Consider the following 23,143-nt stretch of genomic DNA (forward strand, 5'->3'; position numbering starts at 1 on the left):
CATCCCCGGCGCGCCGGGGGTCAGCAGAAGCCCGCCTGCTTGAGGTTGGCATAGGCCTGGATGACCGAGCGCAGCCGGTCTTCCGACGAGCGGTCCCCGCCGTTGGCGTCCGGGTGATGCTTCTTTACCAGCTCCTTGTAGCGGGCCTTGATCTCCTCCGCGCCAGCGGACATCTCCAGCCCCATCACCTCGAGCGCCCGGCGCTCGGTGGTGCGGATGGCGCGGCCCTCGGGCTCCTCCGGCGCGTAGCGCGCGCGGAAGGCACCGCCCATCTCGGCGTTGAAGCTGAACGGATCGCGCATGCCATCCTGCTTCATCGCCTCCGCAAAGGGGTGGCCCTTCTCGCCCTGCTGCTCGCCCTTCACGCCCATGCGCCAGGTGGGGCGATGGCCGGTCAGCGCGTCCTTCTGGTAGGCGGAGACGGCATCGTCGGGCATGCCGGCGAAATAGTTGTAGGACTGGTTGTATTCCTTCACGTGGTCGAGGCAGTAGTGCCAATACTGCCCTTCCATGCTCCGCCCTTTCGGCGCGCGGTGGGTCCCCGGCGCGTCGCATCCCGGCCACTGGCAGCACGTCTGCTGCGGCGCGCGCGAGCGGTCGTCGCCGGATTTCACGCGGATGCGGTCGAAGAGCGGGGAGTTCAGCTTCATGGTCGGGCGATTATGAGCGCCGCGCCGCGGCGCGGCAAGGAATGAGCTTGGCTTCGGGACGCAGGGGCAGCGCTCCCCAAAGGGCGCGCGCCGCCAGGATAGGCGGGCCACGATAACGCTTATATAATGCCCGGCGGCCGGCACGCCATCGCGGCGCGGCATTGTGATCGCTTCATTTCAGGCGTTGTTCCAGGCATCGGATTCATCATGTCACAGACCTCCCTTTCCGCCATCCGCGAGACGCTGCAGAGCGGCCTCCAGCCCCTCGTCCTCGACCTCGTGGACGAAAGCCACAAGCACGCCGGCCACATGGGCGTGAGCCACGACCACAAGGGCGCCCACCGCGAGGACGGCGGCGTGACCCACGTGAAGGTGCGCGTGGTGGCGTCCGGCTTCGCCGGCAAGAGCCGCGTGGAGCGCCACCGCATGGTGAACATCCTCCTGGAGGGGGAGATCGCCAAGGGCCTGCACGCCATCTCCATCGACGCCAAGGCTCCGGGGGAGTAAGCCTGCCCCCGCGGACGGCGCCGGGAATGGCGGCGGTTCCGAGGCCAGGACCGGTTCCGCGCCAGCGCGGACCCGCAGGATGAGACACGAGCCGAGATGACCACCGCCGAAGCGCGTGCGCCCGAGGGCGCCCCGGAAGGGGCATTGGTGCTGTTTTCCGGCGGGCAGGATTCCACCACCTGCCTCGCCTATGCGCTGGAGCGCTTCGAGCGGGTGGAGACGGTGGGCTTCGCTTACCGCCAGCGCCATGCGGTGGAGCTGGAGTGCCGCCCCCGCGTGCGCGAGGCGCTCGCCCGCCTCAACCCCGCCTGGCGCGCCCGGCTCGGCGCCGACCACATGGTGGAGCTCGACGCCCTCGGCCGGATCTCCGAAACGGCGCTCACCCGCTCCGTTGCCATCGAGATGGAGGCGGACGGCCTGCCGAACACCTTCGTGCCCGGGCGCAACCTCGTCTTCCTCACCTTTGCGGCGGCGCTGGCCTATCGGCGCGGGCTCCGGCACATCGTCGGTGGCATGTGCGAGACGGATTTCTCCGGCTATCCCGACTGCCGCGACGACACGGTGAAGGCCATGCAGGTGGCGCTCAACCTGGGCATGCAGAGCCGGTTCGTGCTCCACACCCCGCTCATGTGGATCGACAAGGCCGAGACCTGGCGGCTGGCGGAGAGCCTCGGCGGGGCGGCCCTGGTGTCGCTGATCCAGGAGGAGACGCACACCTGCTACCTCGGCGAGCGCGGCGCGCGGCACGAGTGGGGCTATGGCTGCGGCGACTGCCCGGCCTGCCGTCTTCGCGCCGACGGATATGCGCGCTACCGTGCCCAGGCCCACGGCGCCGCCGCGCCGGTGGAGCGATGAGGAGGGGCCCCATGCGCGCCGGTTTCGTTTCCATCGCCGCCGCGATGCTCGCGGCCGGCTGGCTTTCCGCCGGCCCGGCGGCGGCCGCCAGCTTCGATTGCGCCACCGCCAAGGCGGACGATGAAAAGGCGGTGTGCGCCAATTGCGGCCTGCAGCAGCTCGACGTGAAGCTCTCCACCCTCTACGGCGTCATCACCAAGCTGGTGGCCATGGGCCAGCGCGGCGAGATCCAGGATGCGCAGCGGGCGTGGCTCTCGCGCCGCGCCCTGTGCGGGAGCGATGCCGCCTGCGTGCGCCAGGCCTATGAGGGCCGCATCCGCGAGCTGGAGGCGGGCCTTTCCGCCATCTATGCCCGCGGGCCGTTCTGACCCCGTCCCATCCTCGACCCGGCGCGCCTGCGAGCCTTTCATGACCCCGACCCCCGCACCTTCCCGCTTCCACCACGTCGACACCTGGGTGTTCGATCTCGATAATACCCTCTACAGCGCCGACCACGACCTGTGGCCGCAGATCGACGCGCGCATGAAGGCGTACATCTCCGATTTCCTGCGGATCGCGCCCGATGACGCCTTCCGGCTGCAGAAGGACTATTACCGGCGCTACGGCACCTCCCTGCGCGGGCTGATGATCGAGCACCGGATGGACCCGCAGGCCTTCCTCAACGCCGTGCACGACATCGACCTCTCGGGCCTTGCCGCCACCCCCCGGCTCGGCGCGGCGATCGATGCGCTGCCGGGGCGCAAGCTCGTCTACACCAACGGTTCCGAGCGCCACGCCCGCAACGTGCTGGAGAAGCTCGGCATCGACGATCGCTTCAACGCGGTGCACGATATTGTGGCAGCCGAGTTCCACCCCAAGCCCACCGAGGCGGCCTACCGCCGCTTCCTCGACACCCACGGCGTGGAGCCGCGGCGCGCCGCCATGTTCGAGGATCTCGCCCGCAACCTGGAGGTGCCCCATCGGCTGGGCATGGCGACGGTGCTGGTGGTGACGCCCGGCGCCGCGGGCGCCGGCCACCGCGAGGCCTGGGAACTGGAAGGCCGGGAGGCCGCCCACGTGGACGAGGTGACGGACGACCTCGCGTCCTTCCTTGAAGGCCTGGCCTGACATCGCCGCCGGCTCTGCGTCCGCGTGAGGGCCGGCCGGCGCGGGTCCTCGGCATGCGGGCCGACCGTTAGGCCGGAAAAAGCACACTTTATGCGCGCCGCTGCGGTATTTTTCGCCTGTACAGCCACGCGGGGCACGCTACCTTCACGAGGGGCGGCTCCGTGAACGGTGGCTGGAGGGGAACCAGGTGTCCGCAGGGAACAGCGCGGATCGCTTCGCATGGCTCGATCTGGTCTTCACGCCCCTGCTCGCCATCGAGCCGGATGGGCTGACCGTTCGACGCGCCAATGCCCAGGCGGCAGGCCTGTTCGGCCGCGACCCCAAGGAGCGGGGCGTTACCGGGCAGAACCTCACCGGGCGCGACCTCACCGAGCTTCTCGGCGCCTATGCGGCCGGGCGGGTCCGAGGCCTGCTGATGGACGAGGCGCATGACACCGAGGAGATGGTGCTCTATTGCCGCACCCCCATCGGCCTCGCCACCCTGGGCTTCAAGGCCGCTCCCCTGCCCGACGGGCTCGGCTTCCTCGTCACCCTGCGCGATCACGGCACCCGCGGGCCGGCGCCGGGGCGCGGCGGCGCCACCGCCGCGGTGGTCGATTTCCACACCATGCTCGAGGACATCGTACGCTCGCTGCCGGTGGGGGTGGAGATCTACGACCGCAACATGCGGGAGCTTTTCTGCAACGCCATGTCGGACCACCTGCTGGGCTACGACTACCGCGGCGCGGCGCCCCACCACGACGACTGGTGGGAGAAGGGCTTTCCCGATGACGCCGTGCGCGCCCAGGTGATCGCAGACTGGCGCGCGCGCATCGAGCGGGTGCGGGCCGACCCGCAGGTGGTGGAGCAGGTGGAGTGGGAGGTGGCCTGTCGCGACGGCCTCACGCGCACGCTCCAGTTCCGCTTCCGCTTCATCGGCGACACCTACATCGTCGTCTATTGGGATGTGTCGGAGCGCCGCCGGCTGGAGGAGGAGCTGCGGCACCTCGCCGTCACCGACGAGCTGACCGGCCTGTGCAACCGCAGGCGCTTCTTCGAGGAGGCGGACCGCGCCTTCCGCATCGCCGTCGCCACGGAATCCGACCTCTCGGTGCTGATGCTCGACCTCGATCATTTCAAATCCGTCAATGACGGCTTCGGCCATGCCGCGGGCGATGCCGTGCTGCGCGAGGTGGCGGCGCGCCTCACGGACTCCCTGCGCTCACGCGACCTGCCGGCGCGCATGGGTGGGGAGGAGTTCGCGGTCCTGTTGCCCCACACCGATGCCTTCGGAGCGGCGCAGGTGGCGCAGAACCTTCTCGGCTCTCTCTCCGACCGCCCGGTGGCGGTGGGCGAGGCCGCGCTCGACGTGCGGGCGAGCATCGGCGTGTCCTTCCTGATGGACGGGGACCGTGGCATCGAAGCCATCATCGAGCGGGCGGATCACGGGCTCTATGCCGCCAAGGGCGGTGGGCGCAACCGCATGGTGGTGTTCCCCGCCCGCGCGCCGGCGGACGAGGGCGCCGCCGCCGATGACTGAGGCTCGGGTACGGCCCCTCACGGCGGGCGAAGTGGAAATCGCCCTGGAATGGGCCGCCCGCGAGGGCTGGAATCCCGGCCTTGCCGATGCCGCCGCGTTCCACGCCCAGGACGAGGGGGGCTTCCTGGGCCTGTTCCTGGCGGGCGAGCTGGCAGCGACCCTGTCCGCCGTGCGCTATGCGGGCGGCTTCGGCTTTATGGGCTTTTATATCTGCCGGCCCGACCTGCGCGGCCGGGGGCTCGGCCTCGCCCTGTGGTGGGCGGGGCTGGCGCGGCTTGATGGCTTGACCGTGGGGCTCGACGGCGTGGTGGCGCAGCAGGCCAATTACGCCGCCTGCGGCTTCGTGCTTGCCCACCGCAACATCCGCTACGGCGGCCGCGCGCGGCCCGTGGGTGCGGACGATCCGCGCATCCATGATCCGCGCATCATGGCGCCGGGGCCGGACCTGCTGGCGCGGGTGGCGGCCTGCGATGAAGCCCATTTCGGCTTCTCGCGCCCCGCCTTCCTCGCCCGCTGGCTGCATCCGCCCGGCGGCGTGGCGCGGGTGCTGGTGGAGGACGGGGCCGTCACCGGCTACGGCGTGGCGCGGCGATGCCGCGAGGGCTTCAAGATCGGCCCCCTGTTTGCCGCCGCGCCGGGCGACGCGCGGGCCCTGCTGACGGCGCTGGCGCCGGTCGCCGGCGCGGAGCCCCTCTATCTCGACGTGCCCGAGCCCAATGCGGAGGCGCGGGGCCTGGCGGAGGCGGCGGGCCTTGCCCCCGTGTTCGAGACCGCGCGCATGTATCGCGGGCCGGCGCCGCGCCTGCCGCTGGCGCGCATCTTCGGCATCACCAGCTTCGAGCTGGGCTGAGCCCGCCCGCCGCCTGCGGCCGGCCGCAGGCCCCGACTGCGTCATTTTGACCATTTCGGCCGGGTCGAGACACCTGCGATGGACAAAATGTCCACACGCGTGCCGATGTGTGCACCACGGATATCCTTTGATTCCAGCTCTTTGCCGCGTCCCTGTTCACGGCGCGCGCTTGGCCTCCGGCTTGCTATTCCTCATCCGCCCGCACCACGGCGCGGGCCGGCGAAACGCCAGAACAAGAACACGCCAGGAGGAAGAATGTCCGTCACCACCCTCGCCCCACCGCCATTCCTCAGCCGCGAGCGCACCGTCGCGGGCGCCGGCTTCAACCGGTGGCTGGTGCCGCCGGCGGCCCTTGCCATCCATCTGTGCATCGGCATGGCCTATGGCTTCAGCGTGTTCTGGCTGCCGCTCTCGCGTGCCGTCGGCATCACCGCGCCGGTCGCGTGCCCGGCCGACATGGGCTTCATCGCCGGCCTGTTCGCCACCTCCTGCGACTGGCAGATCTCCCAGCTCGGCTGGATGTACACCCTCTTTTTCGTGCTGCTCGGCTCCTCGGCCGCGGTCTGGGGCGGCTGGCTGGAGCATGCCGGGCCGCGCAAGGCGGGCCTCGTCTCGGCCTTCTGCTGGTGCGGCGGTCTCGTCATCTCCGCGCTCGGCGTCTACCTGCACCAGATCTGGATGCTGTGGCTCGGCTCCGGCGTCATCGGCGGCATCGGGCTCGGGCTCGGCTACATCTCGCCGGTCTCCACCCTCATCAAGTGGTTCCCGGACCGGCGCGGCATGGCCACGGGCATGGCCATTATGGGCTTCGGCGGCGGCGCCATGATCGGCGCGCCGCTGGCCAACATGCTGATGCAGCATTTCGCCACCCCCACCTCGGTGGGCGTGTGGCAGACCTTCCTCGCCATGGCCGCCATCTACTTCGTGTTCATGGTGGCCGGCGCGCTCGGCTACCGCGTCCCGCGCGAGGGCTGGAAGCCGGCCGGCTGGACCCCCCCGGCCGCCAGCGCCAACGCCATGGTCACCCACCGCCACGTGCACCTGAACGTGGCCTGGAAGACCCCGCAGTTCTGGCTGCTGTGGGCGGTGCTGTGCCTCAACGTTTCCGCCGGCATCGGCGTCATCGGCATGGCCTCGCCCATGCTGCAGGAAGTGTTCGGCGGGCGGCTCATCGGCCTCGACCTCACCTTCTCCGAGCTCGACGCCGGGCAGAAGGCGCAGATCGCGGCCATCGCCGCCGGCTTCACCGGGCTGCTCTCTTTGTGCAACATCGGCGGGCGCTTCGGCTGGGCTTCCTTCTCCGACCGGCTGGGCCGCAAGATGACCTACGCGGTCTTCTTCGTGCTGGGCTTCGCGCTCTACGCGCTGGTGCCCACCACCGCCCACATGGGCTCGGTGGTGCTGTTCGTGCTGGCTTTCTGCATCATCCTGTCCATGTACGGCGGCGGCTTCGCCACCATCCCGGCCTATCTCGCGGACATCTTCGGCACCCACATGGTGGGCGCCATCCATGGCCGCCTGCTCACCGCCTGGGCCACCGCCGGCGTGCTCGGCCCGGTGCTGGTGAACTACCTGCGCGAATACCAGATCGCCTCCGGCATCCCCCGCTTCGCGGCCTATGACCAGACCATGTACATCCTGGCCGGGCTCCTGGTGCTGGGCTTCATCGCCAACCTGCTGGTGCGGCCCCTCGCCGAGCACCTCTACATGACCGACGACGAGCTGAAGAAGGCCGGCAAGCTCGCCGCCCAGAAGAAGGAAGAAGAAGTCCACGCCGACTTCGAGGATTTCGAGGAAGAGGCGAAGGACGGCATTTCCGCCGCGGGCCGCGGCTCCACCCCGGTGGCGCAGGGCGCGACCCCCGTGGCGCTGGTGGCGGTGGCCTGGCTCGCCGTGGGCCTGCCCCTCGTCTGGGGCGTGTGGATCACCCTCCAGAAGGCGGTGATCCTCTTCCACTGATCCGTCCACCGGGAAGGGCGGGGGCCGGTCGCGCGCCGGTCCCCGCCATTCATTTGATCGCCGCAGCGATTTGAGCGATTGATAAGCCTGATGACGAACGGGCCGCGCGGGCTTGCCCGCCTGAGAAGCCCGGCGGCATCGGGGAGGAAGCCCGGCGCCCGGCGCCGCGCTTCGGGCATGGCCCCCGCCGCCCGGCCGGCGCGGGCCGGGAAACTGCGGCCGACCCATGAGCATGACCAGCCCCGCTCCGGCGGAGAGCGCCACCGACGGCACCTTCAGCCCCCATCTTTCGGAATCCGCCGTGCTGGTGGTGGACGACGAGCCCGGCATGCGCAACTTCCTCACCCGCATGCTCGGCCCCCGCTGCCGGCAGGTGGCGGAAGCCTCCGACGTGGCCGGCGCCGCCCGCCTGCTGGAGGCGACCCCCTTCGACCTCATCATCCTCGACAACATCATGGCCGCCCGCTCCGGGCTCGACTGGCTGAAGGAGCTGCGCGCCACCGGCTTCTACGGCGAGGTGATCCTCATCACCGCCTTCGCCGACCTGGAGACCGCCATCGAGGCGCTGCGGGCCGGGGCGGCGGATTTCGTGCTGAAGCCGTTCCGGTCCAGCCAGATCCTCAACGCCATCGCCCGCTGCCTGGAGCGCGGGCGCCTGTTCCGCGAGAATTTCGTGCTCCGGCGCGAGCTTTCCGCCCTGCCGCGCGCCGCCGGGCCCTCGCCGCTGGTGGGCGAATCCCTCTCCATCCGCGCCGTGCGCGACATGGTGGCCCGCGTCGCGCCCATGCCCACCACCGTGCTGGTGACGGGCGAGAGCGGCACCGGCAAGGAGGTGACCGCCCGCGCCCTCCACACGGCCTCGCCCCGCGCCCAGAAGCCGTTCGTGCCGGTGAACTGCGCCGCCATCGCCCCCGACATCATCGAGAGCGAGCTGTTCGGCCACCTGAAGGGGGCCTTTACCGGCGCCGCCTCTTCCCGCGAGGGGCTGTTCTTCTATGCCCAGGGCGGCACGCTGTTCCTCGACGAGGTGGGGGAGCTGCCGCCCGGCCTCCAGGCCAAGCTGCTGCGCGTGATCGAGGACAAGAAGGTGCGCCCGGTGGGGGCCGAGCGCGAGGTGCCGGTGGACGTGCGCCTGGTGGCCGCCACCAATTGCGACCTGAAGGAGATGGTGGCCTCCGGTCGGTTCCGGCAGGATCTCTACTGGCGCCTCGACGTGGTGAACATCCACCTCGCCCCCCTGCGCGAGCGGGCGGCCGATGTGGCGCCCCTGGCCCGCCTGTTCATGGCCGAGCTTTCCGCCACCCTGGGCGTGCCGCCGCTGGAACTCTCCGAGGGCGTGCTGCGCGCGCTCGCCCGCTACCCCTGGCCTGGCAACGTGCGCGAGCTGCGCAACGTGATCGAGCGCGCGCTCATCCTGAGCGATTTCCCGCGCGACGTGGTGCCCGCCGCCGACGGGGAGGGCGAGGAGGCGCATTCCCAGGCGCTGGAGGCGGTGGAGAAGCACCACATGCTCAAGGTACTCTCCGAGGCCGGCGGCAACAGGGCGGAAGCCGCGCGCCGGCTCGGCGTCTCCCGCAAGACCCTCGACCGTAAGCTGAAGGCCTGGCATGGGTGAGGGCGGCGCCGAAGCCGCGCCCCGCCGGTCCGGGGTGCTCGGGCGCCTCGGCTCGGTGCGCATGCGCCTGCTCGCCATCGCGCTCTTGCCCACCCTCATCATCCTGCCCCTGGTGCTGCTGCTGGCGGTGGGCTGGTGGACCCGCCAGTTCGACCGCCTGCTCATCTCCAAGGTGCAGGGCGACCTCACCATCGCCCGCCAGTATCTCGACCGCCTGATGGAGCGCTCGGACGAGACGCTGCACGCGCTCGGCGATTCGGTGGCGTTCGAGAGGGTGGCCCAAGGCGGGGACCGGGCGGCGCTGGCGGCCTTCCTCGCCGCGCGTCGCGCCGCGCTGGGGTTGGACTTCCTCTATGTGCTCGACGCCTCCGGGGCGCTGGTGGCCGCCTCGCCCCCCGGCGCGGGGCCGGATGCCGGCGCCATCGCCGCCATGCCGGTGGTGGAACGCGCGCTGGCGGGGCGGGCGGGCTCCTCCATCGACGTATTCGGGCCCGAGGCGCTCGGGCGCATCTCGCCGGAGCTGGAGGCGCGCGCCCGCGTGGACCTCGTGCCCACCCCTGGCGCCGTGCCCACGGCACGCACCCAGGAGGGGCGCGGCATGGTGGTGCAGTCGGCCGCGCCGGTGCGGCTCGCCGGCGGCGCGGAGGGCGCGTTCGACGGCGCCTTGGTGGGCGGGGTGCTGCTGAACCGCAACCTCGACTTCATCGACACCATCAACGAGCTGGTCTACGGCCGCGGCGCCCTGCCCGCCGGCAGCGAGGGCACGGCCACCCTGTTCCTCGACGACGTGCGCATCTCCACCAACGTGCGCCTGTTCGAGGGCAAAAGGGCGCTCGGCACCCGCGTTTCGGGTGAGGTGCGCGGGGCGGTGCTGGGAGAGGGGCGGGTGTGGCTCGACCGCGCCTTCGTGGTGAACGACTGGTACATCTCCGCCTACGAGCCCATCCTCGATTCCGCGGGGCACCGGGTGGGCATGCTCTACGTGGGCTTCCTGGAGGCGCCCTTCCTGGCGCTGAAGCGCGCCATCCTCATCGCCGTGGGGGTGGGCTTCGTGCTGGTGGCGGCGGTCACCATCCCCGTGCTGCTGCGCTGGGCGGCGGCCATCTTCCGGCCGCTGGAAGCCATGAACGCCACCATCTCCAGGGTGGAGGAGGGGGACCTTTCCGCCCGCACCGGCCTGTCCGGCCCCGATGACGAGATCGGCCGCCTCGCCCACCATCTCGATGCCATGCTGGACCTGCTGCGCCAGCGCGACGCCCAGCTGCGCCACTGGGCCGACGCGCTCGACGCCCGCGTGGCCGAGCGCACCCGCGAGCTGGAGCAGGCCAATGCCGGGCTCGCCGCTGCCCAGAAGCAGCTCGTGATGAGCGGCAAGCTTGCCGCCATCGGCGAGATCACGGCCGGCATCGCCCACGAGATCAACAATCCGGTGGCGGTCATCCAGGGCAACCTCGATGTGGCGCGCGAGCTGCTGGGCCGGGCGGCAGCACCCGTCCGCACCGAGTTCAACCTCATCGACCAGCAGGTGCACCGCATCAATGTCATCGTCTCGAAGCTGCTCCAGTTCGCCCGGCCCGGCGAGTTCGCCGGCGCCTTGGAGCCGGTGGCGCCGGCCGAGGTGATCGGCGACAGCCTGCTGCTGGTGCAGCATCTCGTCTCCCGCGCCGAGATCGCCGTGGAGCGGCGGGAGGCGGCTGAGGGCTTCGTGTTCATGAACCGGGTGGAGCTGCAGCAGGTGCTCATCAACCTGATGGTGAACGCGGTGCACGCCATGCCCGCCGGCGGCACCCTCGCCATCGAGAGCCGCGACGAGGCCCGCGACGGGCGCCCCGGCGTCGCCCTGGCGGTGCGCGACACCGGCCGCGGCATCCCGGCCGGGCATCTGGCGCGGGTGTTCGACCCCTTCTTCACCACCAAGGGCCAGGGCGGCACCGGGCTCGGCCTGTCCATCAGCTACACCCTGGTGGAGCGGGCCGGCGGCGCCATGGGGGTGGAAAGCACCGAGGGCGCCGGCAGCGTCTTCACCGTGTGGCTGCCGAGGGTGGATACAGAAACATGAGACCATGATTCCGGCCGGGTGCGATCTTGAGAACGCCAAAGTGCTGCTCCAGCTTCCGCGGCGACCACGAGGGAGACGCGCTTGACCTATGGACTGATCGGCGGAACCGGCCTCGGCCTCTTCCTGGGCGGCCCGCTCGGGGCGCTGCTGGGCGCCCTGGCGGGGCACGCGCTGGACCGGCTGCTGCTCGCCCCGGCGCCGAAGCCGGCGGCCTTCTCGGTGGCGCTCATCGCCCTCTCCGCCAAGATGGCCAAGGCCGACGGCGTGGTGGTGCCGGCCGAGGTCCAGGCGTTCCGCGAGGTGTTCGACATTCCGCCCGAGGATTTCGACGCCGTCTCCCGGCTCTACAATCTCGCCAAGGCCGATGTCGCCGGCTACGAGAGCTACGCCCGCCAGGTGGCGGAGCTGTTCGCCGACGACCCCGACACCCGCGAGGACCTCATGGACGCCCTGTTCCACGTGGCAAAGGCGGACCACGCCCTGCACCCGCGCGAGCTCGCCTTCTTGGAGGAGGTGGGGCGCATCCTGGGCTTCGCCGGCACAGCCTATGCCCGCATCGAATCGCGGCACGTGCGCCGGGCGGACGACCCTTATGCGGTGCTCGACCTTTCGCCCGATGCCTCCGACACCGAGGTGAAGCAGCGCTGGCGCGCCCTGGTCGTCACCCACCACCCCGACCGCATCCAGGCCCGCGGCCTGCCGCCGGCGGCGGTGAAGCTCGCCAACGACCGGGTGGCGGCGCTGAACGCCGCCTACGGGCGCATCGCGGAGCTGCGCGACCTCAAGTGAGCGACCTCCCGTGAACGACCTGCCCGCCTTCGCGCCCGACAGCGCTCTCGTCACCGCCCTCGTGCCCTCGCCCAATTTCGGGGCGCGGCGCCTGGGTGTCGACATGCTGGTGCTGCACTACACCGGCATGGACACCGCCGAGGCCGCCATCGACCTGCTGCGCCGGCCCGAGGCGGAGGTCTCCGCCCATTACGTGGTGCTGGAGGACGGCGGCATCCTCCAGATGGTGCCGGAGGCCGCGCGCGCGTGGCATGCCGGCCGCTCCGCGTGGGAGGGGATCACCGACACCAACTCGCGCTCCATCGGCATCGAGATCGTCAATCCCGGCCATTCCGGCGGCCTGCCGCCCTATCCGCCGGCGCAGGTCGCTGCGGTCGCGGCGCTGAGCGCGGACATCGTGGCGCGCCACCGCATCCGCGCCGACCGGGTGCTCGCGCATTCGGATGTCGCACCCGCGCGCAAGGACGATCCGGGCGAGCACTTCCCCTGGGAAGCGCTCCACGCCGCCGGGGTCGGGCACCTGGTGCCGGAGGCCCCCGCCGCGGGTGGGCGCTTCCTGATGCCGGGCGACGGCGGCCCGCCAGTGGAGGCGCTGCAGGCGCTGCTCGCCCTCTACGGCTATGACATCGCGGTGACCGGCAGCTACGACCTGGAGACCGAGCAGGTGGTGCGCGCCTTCCAGCGCCACTTCCGCCGCGCGCGGGTGGACGGGGTGGCGGACGCCTCCACCATCACCACCCTGCACCGGCTGGTATCATCCCGCCCCGCCGGGGCGTGAGGCCGAACGCCCGTGAGCTGTCCTCACGGGCTCTGGTCGAGCCCGCGCGGCGCTTGAGCGCAACCCGGCCGGCGCCGGTGGCATGAGGCCGCGCTCAGGCGAGGCCGATGCGCAGGAGGTCGTGGATGTGCAGCGCGCCCACCGGCCGGCCCTCCTCCGCCACCAGCAGCGAGGTGATCTGCCGGCTGTTCATGATGTGGAGCGCCTCGGAGGCGAGCTGGTCGGGCCGCACGGTCTTGGGGGTGGAGGTCATCACCGCCTCCACCGGGCGGGCGACGAGGTCGTTGCCCATGTGACGGCGCAGGTCGCCGTCGGTGATGATGCCGGTGAGCCGGCCGTCCCCGTCGACCACGCCCACGCAGCCGAGGCCCTTGCCGCTCATCTCCACCAGGGCCGTGCCCATGGCCGTGCCCGCCGGTACCAGGGGCAGCGCATCAGCGCCGCGCATCACGTCACGCACGAAGGAAAGGCTGGCGCCCAGCTTGCCGCCGGGGTGGAACGCGCGGAACTGGAGGGCGGTGAAGCCGCGGCTTTCCAGCAGCGCCACCGCGATGGCGTCGCCCAGCGCCAGCTGCATCACCGTCGAGGTGGTGGGCGCGAGGCCCAGCGGGCAGGCCTCGGCCGCCTGCGGCAGCTCCAGCACCAGCGAGGCGGTGCGCCCCAGCGTGCTCTCGCCATGTGCGGTGAAGGCAATCAGCGGCGCGTCGAAGCGCCGGGAGTAGGTCACGAGGTCGCGCAGCTCCGCCGTTTCGCCCGACCATGACAGGGCGATGATGACATCGTCGGCGGTGATCATGCCGAGGTCGCCGTGGCTGGCCTCGGCCGGGTGCACGTAATAGGCGGGGGTGCCGGTGGAGGAGAGGGTGGCGGCGATCTTGCGGGCGACATGGCCGCTCTTGCCCATGCCGGTCACCACCACGCGCCCGCGCGCGGAGCGGATGGTCTCCACCGCCTGCGCGAAGGCCGGCGCCAGCGGTCCCTCCAGGGCCGCGATCAGCGCGCCGAGGCCGTTGCGCTCGGCCTCCACGGTGGCGATGGCGGAGGCGACGGCGGAGACGACGGTTTCTGGCCGCGGCTCCAGGGCGGCGGCGCCCGCCGAGGTCGTTTGCGATGTGGTCATGGCGCACTCATAGCATCGATTGCGGCGGGCGGGGAACGCGGCCGCCCACGGCCCATGCCGTCCCGGCCCCGGTCTTCGGCCGGCTCCGGTTCGGTTTCTTTCAAGCCGCGCGGGTTTGCCCGAAGGCCTTCGGCCTCATGCGCCGTGCTTCTCCAGGAAGGCTTCCACCGGCAGCGCGCGGAAATCGGCGAGCGCGGCGTGGAGCGCCTCATGGCTCCAGTCCCACCACGCGAGCGCCTGGAGGCGCGCGGCGATGTCGTCCGGAAAGCGCCATTTGACGATCCGCGCGGGCACGCCGGCGACGATGGCATAGGCCGGCACGTCCTTGCTCACCACCGCGCCGGCCGCCACCACCGCCCCGGTGCCGATGCCGCGCCCGGCGAGCACGATGGCGCCATGGCCGATCCACACATCATGGCCGATGGTGAGCCGCTGCGCCCGGCGCCAGGCGAAGAACTCCTCCTCGTCCGCCTCGCCCGGAAAATAGGCGGAAGCGCGATAGGTGAAGTGGGCCTGGGTGGCGCGCCAGGTGGGGTGATTGCCGGGGTTGAGCCGCGTCATGGCGGCGATGGAGCAGAACTTGCCGATGGTGGCGGAGGCGATGTCCGCGTCGTTCACCACGTAGGAATAGTCTCCCATCTCCACGTCGAGCAGCTTGGTGCGCGCGCCCACTTCCGTGTAGCGGCCGAGGCGGGACGAGCGCACCTCGGCGCTGGGATCGATGAGGGGCTCGGGTCCGAGCCGCTTCATCACCGCGCCCCCGCGCCGAGGGGGAAGCGCCGCGCGAGGCGGAAGCGCGCGCCCGGCTCCGGCTGCACGTAGAGGCCCACGTCCGCGATCCGCACCGGGGTCTCGGCGCCGCTCGCCGCGAACGCGGCGGAAAGGGCGTTGAGCGCATGGGGGCGCACCGCCTCGTCCAGCGGGCCGGTGAGGGTCATGTGGAAGCGGAACTCCTCGTGGACATAGGGGTAGCCATAGCGGTCGAGGTAGTCGCGCTGGCGGGCCGAGAGCTGGTCCGGCCGGCGGCGGGTGATCTCGTCCGGCGTGAGCGGCGCGCGCAGGGGATCGAGATCGCTCACCGCGCAGCGGGCGAGGTCCTCCAGCATCGGCACCGGCACCGGCGGCACCAGGGCCACGAAGGCGCCGATGGCCCGCACCGCCAGCGGCGGCAGCTCGAACGGGTGGTGGGCCGCTGCGAAGGCGCGCGCCATGGTGTCGAGGTCGGCGTCGGTGCGCCCCTCCGCCAGACGAAACGGTGCCTTGAGCGTGCCGTGGAAGCCATAGCGGCGCGGCTCGGCGGTGAGAATGTGCCACTTCTCCGCATCGAACCCGGCGATGTCGGGCACGCCGAGGCTATCGCCGGCCTCGGCGCCGGTGTCCGCGTCATAGCCGATGATGCGGGAGCCGAAGCGCCACAGGGCGCTTTCGGCGGGGGGGGCGAGATAGAGCGCGTAGCGGGGCGCCATGGCCGTCTCAGCCCGCGAGGAAGGGGTTCTGGGCGCGCTCGTCGCCGATGCTGGTCAGCGGCCCGTGCCCCGGCAGGCACACCATTTCGTCCCCCAGCGTCAGCATCTTGCCGGTGATGCCGGCGATGAGCTGGGCGTGGTCGCCATAGGGGAAGTCGGTGCGCCCCACCGAGCCGCGGAACAGGGTGTCGCCGACGATGGCGATGTTCTGGCCCTTCAGCACGTAGACGAGATGGCCGGGCGTGTGGCCGGGCACGTGGAGGATGTCGACCTCCAGCGCGCCGATGGCGAGCGGGGTGCCCTCGTCCAGGTAGCGGTCGGGGGTCAGCGCGCGGCCGCCGCCGGCAAAGCCGTACTGGGCGGCCATGGCGGGCAGGCCATCCAGGAGGAACTGGTCGGCCGGGTGGGGACCTTCCACCGGCACCTTGAGGCGCTCGGCCAGCTCGGCGGCGCCGGAGGCGTGGTCCACATGGCCGTGGGTGAGCAGGATCTTGCCGATCTTCGCGCCGGTCTCCGCGATGGCGGCCTCGATGCGATCGAGGTCGCCACCGGGATCGATCACCGCCCCTTCCATGGTGGCCGTGCACCAGACGATGGAACAGTTCTGCTGGAAGGGGGTGACCGGGACGATGGCGATCTGGACGGGCTGCATGGGGCCTCCGCGCTCTGGCGTGCCCCCTCATACCCGCATTCCCCGCCCGGCGCACCCTCACCGGGCGCCGGGACGAAAGCCGATCTCGCCGTTCACCGCGTCGAACAGCACCTGATAGTGGCGGAACACGAGCCCGCCCGCGTTGAAGCCCTTCACCGTGCCGTGGGGCGGCGCGTAGCGGTAGCGGTCGATCCAGGCGCGCCGCCCGGCGGTGACGGTCAGGGACATGACGCCCGGCACCTGCGTGGTCACGCGCGCGCCGGGCGGCACCGGCCGGTGGAGCTGCGCGGCGGGAAGGCCCGGCGTCTCGAAGCTGCCGGCGCCGGCGCCGGTGTCGAACACGGTGGCCTCGCAGCCCGGCGCGCCGCCGTCCACGGAGAAGCACGTGCGGATGCTCTTGGTGTTCCAGGCCTTGAGCCCGGTCGGTTGCCGGTGCGGCGGCGCAGGTGCGGCGAAGGCGGTCCGCGCGAAGCCTGCCGCATTCTCGGGCGTGAGGCCCACCACGAGGCGTGGCCGCACATGCGGGTCGGCGAGGTCGTTGGCTTCCACGATGAAGCCGGAGCCGAGATTGCCGCCGAGCTGCGCCAGCGGGTTGAACACCGGCAGGGCGCTGTAGGCGGCGCCCATCACCCCCATTTCCGTGGGGTGCCAGCCGGGACAGCGCGGCACCTCGGGCTTGCAGGTGATGGAGCGCACCACGTGGATGGCGATGGGCTGGGGCGTCGCCACCCCCGGCGCGGAGCCGGGGAAGGCGACGACCGCATAGCCGAGCACGCCCTTCAGCACGTTGCCGCTGGTGTAGGAATAGGTGAGGGGGATGTCGGTGATCCGCACCTGCGGCCCCACCGCCTCGGCGCGGATGCGCAGGCCCGTGGAGCCGGTGTCGAGCAGCACGTCGCCCGCCGGGCCGCCGCCCACCTCGACCGTCACGAAATTGGCGAAGCCGCTGTCGCCGGGGCGCGGCTTCAGCGGGATGGCGGCGGTCTGCGGCGCCGCCTCCTGCGCGCGGGCGGGGGCAGGGGCGAATGCGGCCGGGAGCAGGGCGGCGAAGGCCGTGGCGAAGGCGGCAAAGACGGGGTGACGCATGCTCTCTCCCGCTTTCCGTCTGGGCACGCGGGCCCCTTCCGGCGGCCCCGTCATTCCTGATGCCCCGCGCCGTCAAGCGGCGGCATGTGCCGGCAGCGACGACGTCGCCTGTTGTGATCCGCGCGGCCGGCGGGGTCCCTCTGTCCTGGGCCCGCGCGGCGCCGCGAGATCGGCCTGAAGGCGCTTTCGCATCCTCAGGCGCCCGCGTGATCCGCCGGAGGCGGCGCGCCGGCGCCGCTCAGTCGTGGTCGCCGTGGTTGCGGCGGATGCGCCGCACCACCCACCACACCGCCATCACCGTCACCGGCACCGCGACCACGGTCACCATCCCCACGTCGAGGTGCAGGCCCAGCCGCTCGGCGACGCCGCTTTCGTGCAGCCCCTCGGCGAGATGCTGGATGAGGCTGACCACGTAATAGGAGATGGCCGCCACCGAGAGCCCCTCCACCGTGCGCTGCATGCGCAGCTGGAGGCGGGTGCGCGCGTTCATGGAGGTGAGCAGGTCGCGGTTCTGCTGCTCCAGCTCCACGTCCACCCGCGTGCGCAGCAGGTCGGCGGCGTTGGCGAGCTTGCGGGCGATCTTCTCCTGCCGCTCCTCGATGGAGAGGCAGGTGCGCATGGCCGGCGCCATGCGGCGGTCCAGGAACTGCTGCCAGGTGGGAAAGCCCGGCACCGGCACCTCGCGGATGGTGGCGAGGCGCAGCCGCACGATCTCCATGTAGGCACGGCTGGCGCCGAACCGGAACAGGGAGCCGGTGGTGGCCGCCTCCAGCTCGGCGGCGAGGGCCACCAGCTCGTCCAGCAGCCGGTTGTTGGCCGCAAGGCCCTCGGAATGGGTCATGGCGCTGGCCGCTTCCGCCAGCCGCCCCTCGATCTTGCCGATGGCGGGGGCGAGGCGCTGGGCCTCCGGCAGGCCCAGCAGTGCGAGGGTGCGGTAGGTCTCGATCTCCAGCAGCCGCTGCACCAGCGCGCCGGCGGCGTCCGGCCCCAGGCCCCGGTCGCGCACCAGGATGCGCACGAAGCCGGAGGGGTCGGCGAGGAAATCGGTGGCGATCTCGGCGAGGCCGTCGTTGACGTCGGCGCGGGCGAGGCTGGCGCGGTCGAACACCCTGTCGAGGTAAAGGTCCTCGGCGGTGTCGAGGATCAGGTGCAGGTCCACCGCCACCAGCAGCGGGCCGGGCTGCGGCATCTCGCCGAGCGGGGTGGCGAGGGCGCTCGCGGCCGGCTGGAACGGCAGCATGCCCGGCAGCACGCCGGGGGAGGGGAGGTCCCAGGTGTAGGTGGAGAATTCGGCGTGGTTCTCCCAGCGCAGGTCCGCCCCGCCGAAGGAGACGTGGTGATGCCTGGCGCCCGGCGCCGGGGCCGGCAGCCCGCGCGAGGTGCACAGGGCGGCGAGGGCCTCGCGGTCCGCCTTGGCGCCGCCGGCATCGAGCAGGAAGGCGGCATGGAGGATGCGCCGCGGGGTCTGCGCCGGCACGAACGGGCGGGCATGCAGCTCGCGCAGCACGGCGGCCCGGAGCGGATGGGCGGCGAGCGCGCGCCCCTCGCCGATGACGAGGTCCGCCTCACCCATGGTCATGTCCAGCGGCCTGCATCCGCCCCTCCCTACGTCTTTCGTCCGGGGTCGCACGGCGCATCGGCGGGATCAAGCGGACGCACGGCCGCATGCCGTCGCACGGCGGCCGTGAGCGCGGGAAATGCACCCCGGAGGGCGGGCGCGCCGCCTCCGGAGTGCGTGATGGCAGCCCTCTGCGCGAGGGCGTCGGGGTCGCCCGATCGTCAGTTGCAGACGCGCACGGGCCCGAACGGGCCGGGGCGCCACCAGCAGTGGGGGCCCCAGGGCCGGTTCCACTGGTAGTAGCCTCCGTTGGGGCGGCATCCGCCCCAGGGGCCGCGATGCCAGCCCCAGCCGCAGCCCTGGGCCACCGGCGTGACCGGGGCTTCGGGCAGGGTGGCGGCGGTGCCCGCCGCCGCGGCGGGCGCCTGCGGCAGGGGCAGGGCACTGGCGCCGGCGACGCCGGCGAGGAGGGCGCCCGCGACCATGGCGGGCAGAAGCAGAGACTTCATGGCAGGGGGTCCCTTCCGGTGCGAGGCGCCGTCGCCGGCGCTCATTCCTCTTCCTCGAAGATCCAGAGCTGGGTGGATTCCGGCATGGTGCCGGTCTCGTGGAGGCCGATGAAGGCCGGCAGGCGGTGGAGCTGCGCCGGGGTCAGGCTCGCCGCGAAGGGCTTGGCCGCCGCCACGAAGGCCTTGAGCGCCTTGGCGCGGGCCTCTTCCGAATCAGCGACGATGGCGAGCACGTCGAGGGCGGTGGCCGGCGGCGGGGCGGCCATGCGGGCCTCGCGGCGGGCGATGGCGCCCTTCACGGCGTCGCGGATGGAGGCTTCCACCGGCGGCCAGAGCTTCTCCTGCTCGGGGGTCAGCTTCAGCACCGTCTTCAGGGCGGCGAGGCGCGCGTCCAGGATGGCGGCGGCATCCTCGGGCGAGTAGGGGGCGCCCTGGGGCGCCTCCTGGGACATCATCCCGTGAGGCATGCCCTGGGGCATGCCCTGGGGCGCCGCCGGCTGGGCGGCCGCGGGCGCGACGATGGCTGCGCCGAGGGCGCAGGCGAGGGTGAGCGAGGGAATGAGGCGCATGGGAGTGACAAGCTCCATGTCTGGCGCTCTGGCACGCGGTGTGCCGCGCGGAGGGGCGCCCGGCGCGGCCTGCGAGTCGGCCGGCGGGCGGGCACAAGGTAGCAGCCGCGCGCCGCATCGGAAGGGGCTTTTTGCGCGCGGCGGCCGTTGTTCCCGGGCGGTGCTCACAGGTGCCGCAGTACCCGCGCCGGCGGCACGCTCAGGGCCCGGAAGGTGCCGATGAGGCCGAAGCCCACGGTGAGCGCCAGCGCCCCCGCCACCGCGCCCAGCGCCGCCGGCAGCGAGAAGGTGAAGGCGATCTCCATCACCTGCGTCACCACCGCGTAGGCGGCGAGGCCCCCCGCCGCCACCGCGAACAAAGCGGTGACGAGGCCGAGCCCGGCATATTCCAGCGCGTAGGCGGCGACGAGGCGCGGCCGGGTCGCGCCCAGGGTCTTCAGGATCACCGCGTCATAGACCCGGTGCTGGTGCCCCGCCGCCAGCGCCCCCGCCAGCACCAGCACCGAGGTGAGGAGGGTGACGAGGCTGGCCGCGCGGATGCCGAGGGAGAGGTTGCCGAGCAGGCGCCGGGCCTCTTCCAGCGTCTCCTTCACCCGCACGGTGGTGACGGAGGGATAGGCGGCGGCCACCGTCTTCATCAGCGCCGCCTCGCGCGCCGTGTCGCCGCCGTCCGGGAAGGCGAGGGTGGAAAGCATGGTGTAGGGCGCGCCGGCGAAGGTGGCGGGCGAGAACACCATCACGAAGTTGATGCCGAGCCGCTCCCAGTTCACCCGCCTGAGGTTCGCGATACGCGCGGTGACGGTGCGGCCGAGCACGCTCACGCTCACCGTGTCGCCCAGCTTCAGGCCGAGCCCGGCGGCGAGCTTGTCCTCGAAGGAGACCAGGGGCTCGCCCTCGTCCGGCCCCCACCATGCGCCTTCCACCAATTGGGAGCCGTCCGGCACCTCGGCGGAGGTGGAGATGCCGCGGTCGCTCTGCAGCACCCAGGCGGAATCGGTGCTGCCCTTGACCTTGTCGGCGGGCACGCCGTTGAGCGCGGTGATGCGCCCGCGCAGCATGGGCACGGATTTCAGCACCGCGCCGGGCGCCTCGGCCGCGAGGAAGGCAGCGAAGGCCGGCTGCTCGGTGGCGGGCACGTCCACGAAGAAGAAGCTCGGCGCCTCCTCCTGGATGGGGCCGGACAGCTCGCTGGTGAGGCTGCGGTCCACCAGGGCCAGCGCCACCATCAGCGACAGGCCGAGCCCGAGCGAGAGCACCACAGTGGGGGTGAGCGCGCCGGGCCGGTGGATGTTGCCGAGGGCGAGCCGTGCCAGGGCGGAGCGGGGCCGCGGCAGCCGCCGCGCCAGCGCCATGATGGCGAGCGCTACCAGCCGCAGCAGCGCGAACACCGCCGCCGCCGCGGCCAGGAACACGGCGGCGGTGCGCAGGTCGTCGGAGGTGGCCAGCGCTACCGCCGCCAGCCCCGCCGCCAGCAGGGCGACGAGCGCGCCATAGGCGAGGGAGGGGCGCCGCCGGTGGCCGCCGAGGCCGTCGCGGAACAGGGTGGAGACCGGCGCCTCCTGGGCGCGGGCGAGCGGCCACACCGCGAACAGCCCGGCCACCGCGAGGCCGTAGAAGGCGGCGAGCGCCAGCGCCGCCCCGTCCAGCCGTGGCGCCAGCGGGAACGGCACCAGCGCCGCGATGGCCCCGGCCGCGACGAACGGCAGCGCTGCCCCGAGCACGAGGCCGATGCCGATGCCCGCGAGGGCGATCAGCGCGATCTCCGCCGCATAGGTGGCGAACAGGGTGCCGCGGGTGGCGCCCAGGGCCTTGAAGGTGGCGATGGTCTCGCGCTTGCCGGCGAGGTGGCTCGACACCGCGTTGGCCACGCCCACGCCGCCCACCAGCAGGGCGGTGAGGGCCACCAGGGTGAGGAACTGGCTGATACGCCGCACGTTGCGCTCCAGCTGCGGGGTCGCCGCGTCGCGGGTGCGGATCTCGAAGCCGGCGGCGGCGAGGGCGGGCTTCACCCGCGCTACTGTTTCGGCGAGGCGCTCGGGGGCGTCGAGCACCACCCGGTAGCTCCAGCGCACGAGGCTTCCGGGCTGGATCAGGCGCGCCGCCTGAAGCCCCGCATCCGACACCAGCAGACGGGAGCCGAAGCCGACCCCGCTGGAGAGCCGGTCCGGCTCGGAGAGGATGCGGGCGCGGATCTCGAAGGTGGCCTCGCCCACCAGCACCCGGCTGCCGATGCCGAGGCCGAGCCGGCTCATGAGCACCTCGTCCGCCGCCGCGCCATAGGCGCCGTCGAGGGGGTGGAACAAGGCATCCATGGGCTGGGGCGGGGAGATGTCGAGCTGCCCGACCTGGGGATAGAGGGCATCCACCGCCTTCAGCTCCACCAGCGTCGCCTCGCCGGAGCGGGCGCGGGCCATGGCGCGCAGCAGCGCCACCCGGCCCACGGTGCCGCCGGCGCCGATTTCGGCCAGCTCCGGCGCGCTCGCCTCGCGCTGCACCAGCGTGTAGGCGGCATCGCCGCCCAGGATGGCGCGGCCTTCCCGCTCCAGCCCCTCGGTGAGCGCGCGGGCAAAGGAGCCGATGCCGGCGATGGCCATCACCCCCACCGCGAGGCACGCAAGGAAGATGCCGAAGCCGCGCCGCGCGCCGCGCAGCTCGCGCAGGGCCAGCGCCAGAAACAGGGGCGGCCTCATGCCGTCACCGCCGGGCGCGCCGCCGCCTGGGCGCTGTCGTCGGCGCTGTCTTCCGCTATGGCGCCGGAGCGCACCTTCAGCACCCGGCCGCAGCGGGCGGCGAGGGCGGGATCGTGGGTCACCAGCACCAGCGTGGTGCCGCGGGCGCGGTGGGCGGCGAACAGCAGGTCCATGATCTGCCGGCCGGTGGCCTCGTCGAGGTTGCCGGTGGGCTCGTCGGCCACCAGGATGGGCGGCTCGGGCGCGAGGGCGCGGGCCACCGCCACGCGCTGCTGCTCGCCGCCGGAAAGCTGGGCCGGATAGTGGGCGGCGCGGTGGGAGAGGCCCACGGCCTCCAGCTCCCGCGCCGCGCGGGCGAAGGCGTCGCGCCGGCCGGCGAGCTCCAGCGGCACCGCGACGTTCTCCAGCGCCGTCATGGTGGGGATGAGGTGGAAGGACTGGAACACGATGCCGATGTGGCGGCCCCGGAAGCGGGCGAGGGCATCCTCGGAGAGGGCGGTGATCTCGGTGCCGGCGATGCGCACGGCACCGGCGTCGGGCCGCTCCAGCCCCGCCATCACCATCAGCAGGGTGGATTTGCCGGAGCCGGAGGGCCCCACCAGCCCCACGGTCTCGCCGGCCGTGATATGGACAGAGACATCCCTCAGCACATGCACGCGGGCCGCGCCGGCGCCGAGGGACAGGTCCACGGCCTTCAGATCGAGCGCGCGCGGGGACAGGGAAGCATCGTTCATGCGTGACAGGACCTTCGAACGGAACGGGACGGCCGCGATGCGGGGGCGGCGCTGGGAACACGTCTCATGGA

General features: G+C 72.3%; 22 protein-coding genes. 11 read left to right on the forward strand and 11 right to left on the reverse strand.

The genetic code is table 11. From position 1 onward, the window contains the following. Positions 1-20: 20 nt before the first annotated feature. Entirely contained in the window at positions 21-650 is a 630-nt protein-coding gene (locus tag V5F61_RS05245; RefSeq protein WP_393987598.1) for a J domain-containing protein, read from the reverse strand. Positions 651-857: 207 nt separating this feature from the next. Between V5F61_RS05245 and V5F61_RS05250 the strand changes: the two genes are divergently transcribed. From V5F61_RS05250 to V5F61_RS05300, 11 genes are all read left to right on the forward strand, one after another. Continuing rightward, entirely contained in the window at positions 858-1,157 is a 300-nt protein-coding gene (locus V5F61_RS05250; RefSeq protein ID WP_393987597.1) for a BolA family protein, read from the forward strand. 96 nt (positions 1,158-1,253) lie between these two features. Beyond that, entirely contained in the window at positions 1,254-2,012 is a 759-nt protein-coding gene (queC, locus tag V5F61_RS05255) for a 7-cyano-7-deazaguanine synthase QueC (protein ID WP_393987596.1), read from the forward strand. A gap of 11 nt (positions 2,013-2,023) precedes the next feature. Continuing rightward, positions 2,024-2,380: a lysozyme inhibitor LprI family protein gene (locus V5F61_RS05260; protein WP_393987595.1), complete on the forward strand. Its 357-nt coding sequence runs from the start codon at positions 2,024-2,026 to the stop codon at positions 2,378-2,380. A 40-nt stretch (positions 2,381-2,420) separates the two neighbouring features. Then, entirely contained in the window at positions 2,421-3,119 is a 699-nt protein-coding gene (locus V5F61_RS05265) for a pyrimidine 5'-nucleotidase (RefSeq protein ID WP_393987594.1), read from the forward strand. A gap of 187 nt (positions 3,120-3,306) precedes the next feature. Next, positions 3,307-4,638, forward strand: a complete 1,332-nt coding sequence (locus V5F61_RS05270; protein ID WP_393987593.1) for a GGDEF domain-containing protein — start codon at positions 3,307-3,309, stop codon at positions 4,636-4,638. Next, positions 4,631-5,488, forward strand: a complete 858-nt coding sequence (locus tag V5F61_RS05275; protein WP_393987592.1) for a GNAT family N-acetyltransferase — start codon at positions 4,631-4,633, stop codon at positions 5,486-5,488. The genes V5F61_RS05270 and V5F61_RS05275 overlap by 8 nt, the downstream gene beginning before the upstream one ends. 255 nt (positions 5,489-5,743) lie before the next feature. Beyond that, complete coding sequence (locus V5F61_RS05280; RefSeq protein WP_393987591.1) at positions 5,744-7,447, forward strand: OFA family MFS transporter; 1,704 nt, start codon at positions 5,744-5,746, stop codon at positions 7,445-7,447. A 232-nt stretch (positions 7,448-7,679) separates the two neighbouring features. Next, positions 7,680-9,062: a sigma-54-dependent transcriptional regulator gene (locus tag V5F61_RS05285; protein WP_393987726.1), complete on the forward strand. Its 1,383-nt coding sequence runs from the start codon at positions 7,680-7,682 to the stop codon at positions 9,060-9,062. Further along, positions 9,055-11,121 (forward strand): cache domain-containing protein, encoded by a 2,067-nt coding sequence (locus V5F61_RS05290; RefSeq protein WP_393987590.1) that lies wholly within the window; start codon positions 9,055-9,057, stop codon positions 11,119-11,121. Before V5F61_RS05285 ends, V5F61_RS05290 begins: the two co-directional genes overlap by 8 nt. Before the next feature lie 81 nt (positions 11,122-11,202). After that, complete coding sequence (locus tag V5F61_RS05295; protein WP_393987589.1) at positions 11,203-11,910, forward strand: TerB family tellurite resistance protein; 708 nt, start codon at positions 11,203-11,205, stop codon at positions 11,908-11,910. Between the two features lie 10 nt (positions 11,911-11,920). Then, complete coding sequence (locus V5F61_RS05300; protein ID WP_393987588.1) at positions 11,921-12,688, forward strand: N-acetylmuramoyl-L-alanine amidase; 768 nt, start codon at positions 11,921-11,923, stop codon at positions 12,686-12,688. 94 nt (positions 12,689-12,782) lie between these two features. Here V5F61_RS05300 and V5F61_RS05305 read toward each other — a convergent pair whose 3' ends face one another. From V5F61_RS05305 to V5F61_RS05350, 10 genes are all read right to left on the reverse strand, one after another. Continuing rightward, positions 12,783-13,808, reverse strand: a complete 1,026-nt coding sequence (locus tag V5F61_RS05305; protein WP_393987587.1) for a KpsF/GutQ family sugar-phosphate isomerase — start codon at positions 13,806-13,808, stop codon at positions 12,783-12,785. Positions 13,809-13,943: 135 nt separating this feature from the next. Then, entirely contained in the window at positions 13,944-14,558 is a 615-nt protein-coding gene (locus tag V5F61_RS05310; protein ID WP_393987586.1) for an LbetaH domain-containing protein, read from the reverse strand. Beyond that, positions 14,558-15,274 (reverse strand): DUF1045 domain-containing protein, encoded by a 717-nt coding sequence (locus tag V5F61_RS05315; RefSeq protein ID WP_393987585.1) that lies wholly within the window; start codon positions 15,272-15,274, stop codon positions 14,558-14,560. The genes V5F61_RS05310 and V5F61_RS05315 overlap by 1 nt, the downstream gene beginning before the upstream one ends. Before the next feature lie 7 nt (positions 15,275-15,281). After that, entirely contained in the window at positions 15,282-15,926 is a 645-nt protein-coding gene (locus tag V5F61_RS05320) for an MBL fold metallo-hydrolase (protein WP_393987584.1), read from the reverse strand. Positions 15,927-15,983: 57 nt separating this feature from the next. Further along, a complete protein-coding gene (locus V5F61_RS05325) occupies positions 15,984-17,012 on the reverse strand; it encodes a hypothetical protein (protein ID WP_393987583.1) in 1,029 nt (342 codons plus the stop codon). Between the two features lie 238 nt (positions 17,013-17,250). Then, entirely contained in the window at positions 17,251-18,585 is a 1,335-nt protein-coding gene (locus tag V5F61_RS05330) for a DUF3422 family protein (RefSeq protein WP_393987582.1), read from the reverse strand. A 206-nt stretch (positions 18,586-18,791) separates the two neighbouring features. Continuing rightward, the gene (locus tag V5F61_RS05335; protein WP_393987581.1) at positions 18,792-19,079 is read right to left on the reverse strand and encodes a GCG_CRPN prefix-to-repeats domain-containing protein; all 288 of its coding nucleotides are present in this window, start codon (positions 19,077-19,079) and stop codon (positions 18,792-18,794) included. Between the two features lie 41 nt (positions 19,080-19,120). Beyond that, complete coding sequence (locus V5F61_RS05340) at positions 19,121-19,666, reverse strand: Spy/CpxP family protein refolding chaperone (protein WP_393987580.1); 546 nt, start codon at positions 19,664-19,666, stop codon at positions 19,121-19,123. A gap of 146 nt (positions 19,667-19,812) precedes the next feature. Then, positions 19,813-22,338, reverse strand: coding sequence for an ABC transporter permease (locus tag V5F61_RS05345; RefSeq protein WP_393987579.1), 2,526 nt, complete (start codon positions 22,336-22,338; stop codon positions 19,813-19,815). Further along, a complete protein-coding gene (locus V5F61_RS05350) occupies positions 22,335-23,072 on the reverse strand; it encodes an ABC transporter ATP-binding protein (RefSeq protein ID WP_393987578.1) in 738 nt (245 codons plus the stop codon). The genes V5F61_RS05345 and V5F61_RS05350 overlap by 4 nt, the downstream gene beginning before the upstream one ends. Positions 23,073-23,143: the final 71 nt, after the last annotated feature.

Source organism: Xanthobacter sediminis (assembly GCF_043195015.1).
Taxonomy (GTDB): Bacteria; Pseudomonadota; Alphaproteobacteria; order Rhizobiales; family Xanthobacteraceae; genus Xanthobacter.

What these genes read in the sequence shown, in the direction of transcription:
- V5F61_RS05245 (WP_393987598.1), bottom strand. Translation starts at nt 650, where the DNA reads ATGAAGCTGAACTCCCCGCTCTTCGACCGCATCCGCGTGAAATCCGGC.
- V5F61_RS05250 (WP_393987597.1), top strand. Translation starts at nt 858, where the DNA reads ATGTCACAGACCTCCCTTTCCGCCATCCGCGAGACGCTGCAGAGCGGC.
- queC (WP_393987596.1), top strand. Translation starts at nt 1,254, where the DNA reads ATGACCACCGCCGAAGCGCGTGCGCCCGAGGGCGCCCCGGAAGGGGCA.
- V5F61_RS05260 (WP_393987595.1), top strand. Translation starts at nt 2,024, where the DNA reads ATGCGCGCCGGTTTCGTTTCCATCGCCGCCGCGATGCTCGCGGCCGGC.
- V5F61_RS05265 (WP_393987594.1), top strand. Translation starts at nt 2,421, where the DNA reads ATGACCCCGACCCCCGCACCTTCCCGCTTCCACCACGTCGACACCTGG.
- V5F61_RS05275 (WP_393987592.1), top strand. Translation starts at nt 4,631, where the DNA reads ATGACTGAGGCTCGGGTACGGCCCCTCACGGCGGGCGAAGTGGAAATC.
- V5F61_RS05280 (WP_393987591.1), top strand. Translation starts at nt 5,744, where the DNA reads ATGTCCGTCACCACCCTCGCCCCACCGCCATTCCTCAGCCGCGAGCGC.
- V5F61_RS05285 (WP_393987726.1), top strand. Translation starts at nt 7,680, where the DNA reads ATGACCAGCCCCGCTCCGGCGGAGAGCGCCACCGACGGCACCTTCAGC.
- V5F61_RS05290 (WP_393987590.1), top strand. Translation starts at nt 9,055, where the DNA reads ATGGGTGAGGGCGGCGCCGAAGCCGCGCCCCGCCGGTCCGGGGTGCTC.
- V5F61_RS05305 (WP_393987587.1), bottom strand. Translation starts at nt 13,808, where the DNA reads ATGACCACATCGCAAACGACCTCGGCGGGCGCCGCCGCCCTGGAGCCG.
- V5F61_RS05310 (WP_393987586.1), bottom strand. Translation starts at nt 14,558, where the DNA reads ATGAAGCGGCTCGGACCCGAGCCCCTCATCGATCCCAGCGCCGAGGTG.
- V5F61_RS05315 (WP_393987585.1), bottom strand. Translation starts at nt 15,274, where the DNA reads ATGGCGCCCCGCTACGCGCTCTATCTCGCCCCCCCCGCCGAAAGCGCC.
- V5F61_RS05320 (WP_393987584.1), bottom strand. Translation starts at nt 15,926, where the DNA reads ATGCAGCCCGTCCAGATCGCCATCGTCCCGGTCACCCCCTTCCAGCAG.
- V5F61_RS05325 (WP_393987583.1), bottom strand. Translation starts at nt 17,012, where the DNA reads ATGCGTCACCCCGTCTTTGCCGCCTTCGCCACGGCCTTCGCCGCCCTG.
- V5F61_RS05330 (WP_393987582.1), bottom strand. Translation starts at nt 18,585, where the DNA reads ATGGGTGAGGCGGACCTCGTCATCGGCGAGGGGCGCGCGCTCGCCGCC.
- V5F61_RS05335 (WP_393987581.1), bottom strand. Translation starts at nt 19,079, where the DNA reads ATGAAGTCTCTGCTTCTGCCCGCCATGGTCGCGGGCGCCCTCCTCGCC.
- V5F61_RS05340 (WP_393987580.1), bottom strand. Translation starts at nt 19,666, where the DNA reads ATGGAGCTTGTCACTCCCATGCGCCTCATTCCCTCGCTCACCCTCGCC.
- V5F61_RS05345 (WP_393987579.1), bottom strand. Translation starts at nt 22,338, where the DNA reads ATGAGGCCGCCCCTGTTTCTGGCGCTGGCCCTGCGCGAGCTGCGCGGC.
- V5F61_RS05350 (WP_393987578.1), bottom strand. Translation starts at nt 23,072, where the DNA reads ATGAACGATGCTTCCCTGTCCCCGCGCGCGCTCGATCTGAAGGCCGTG.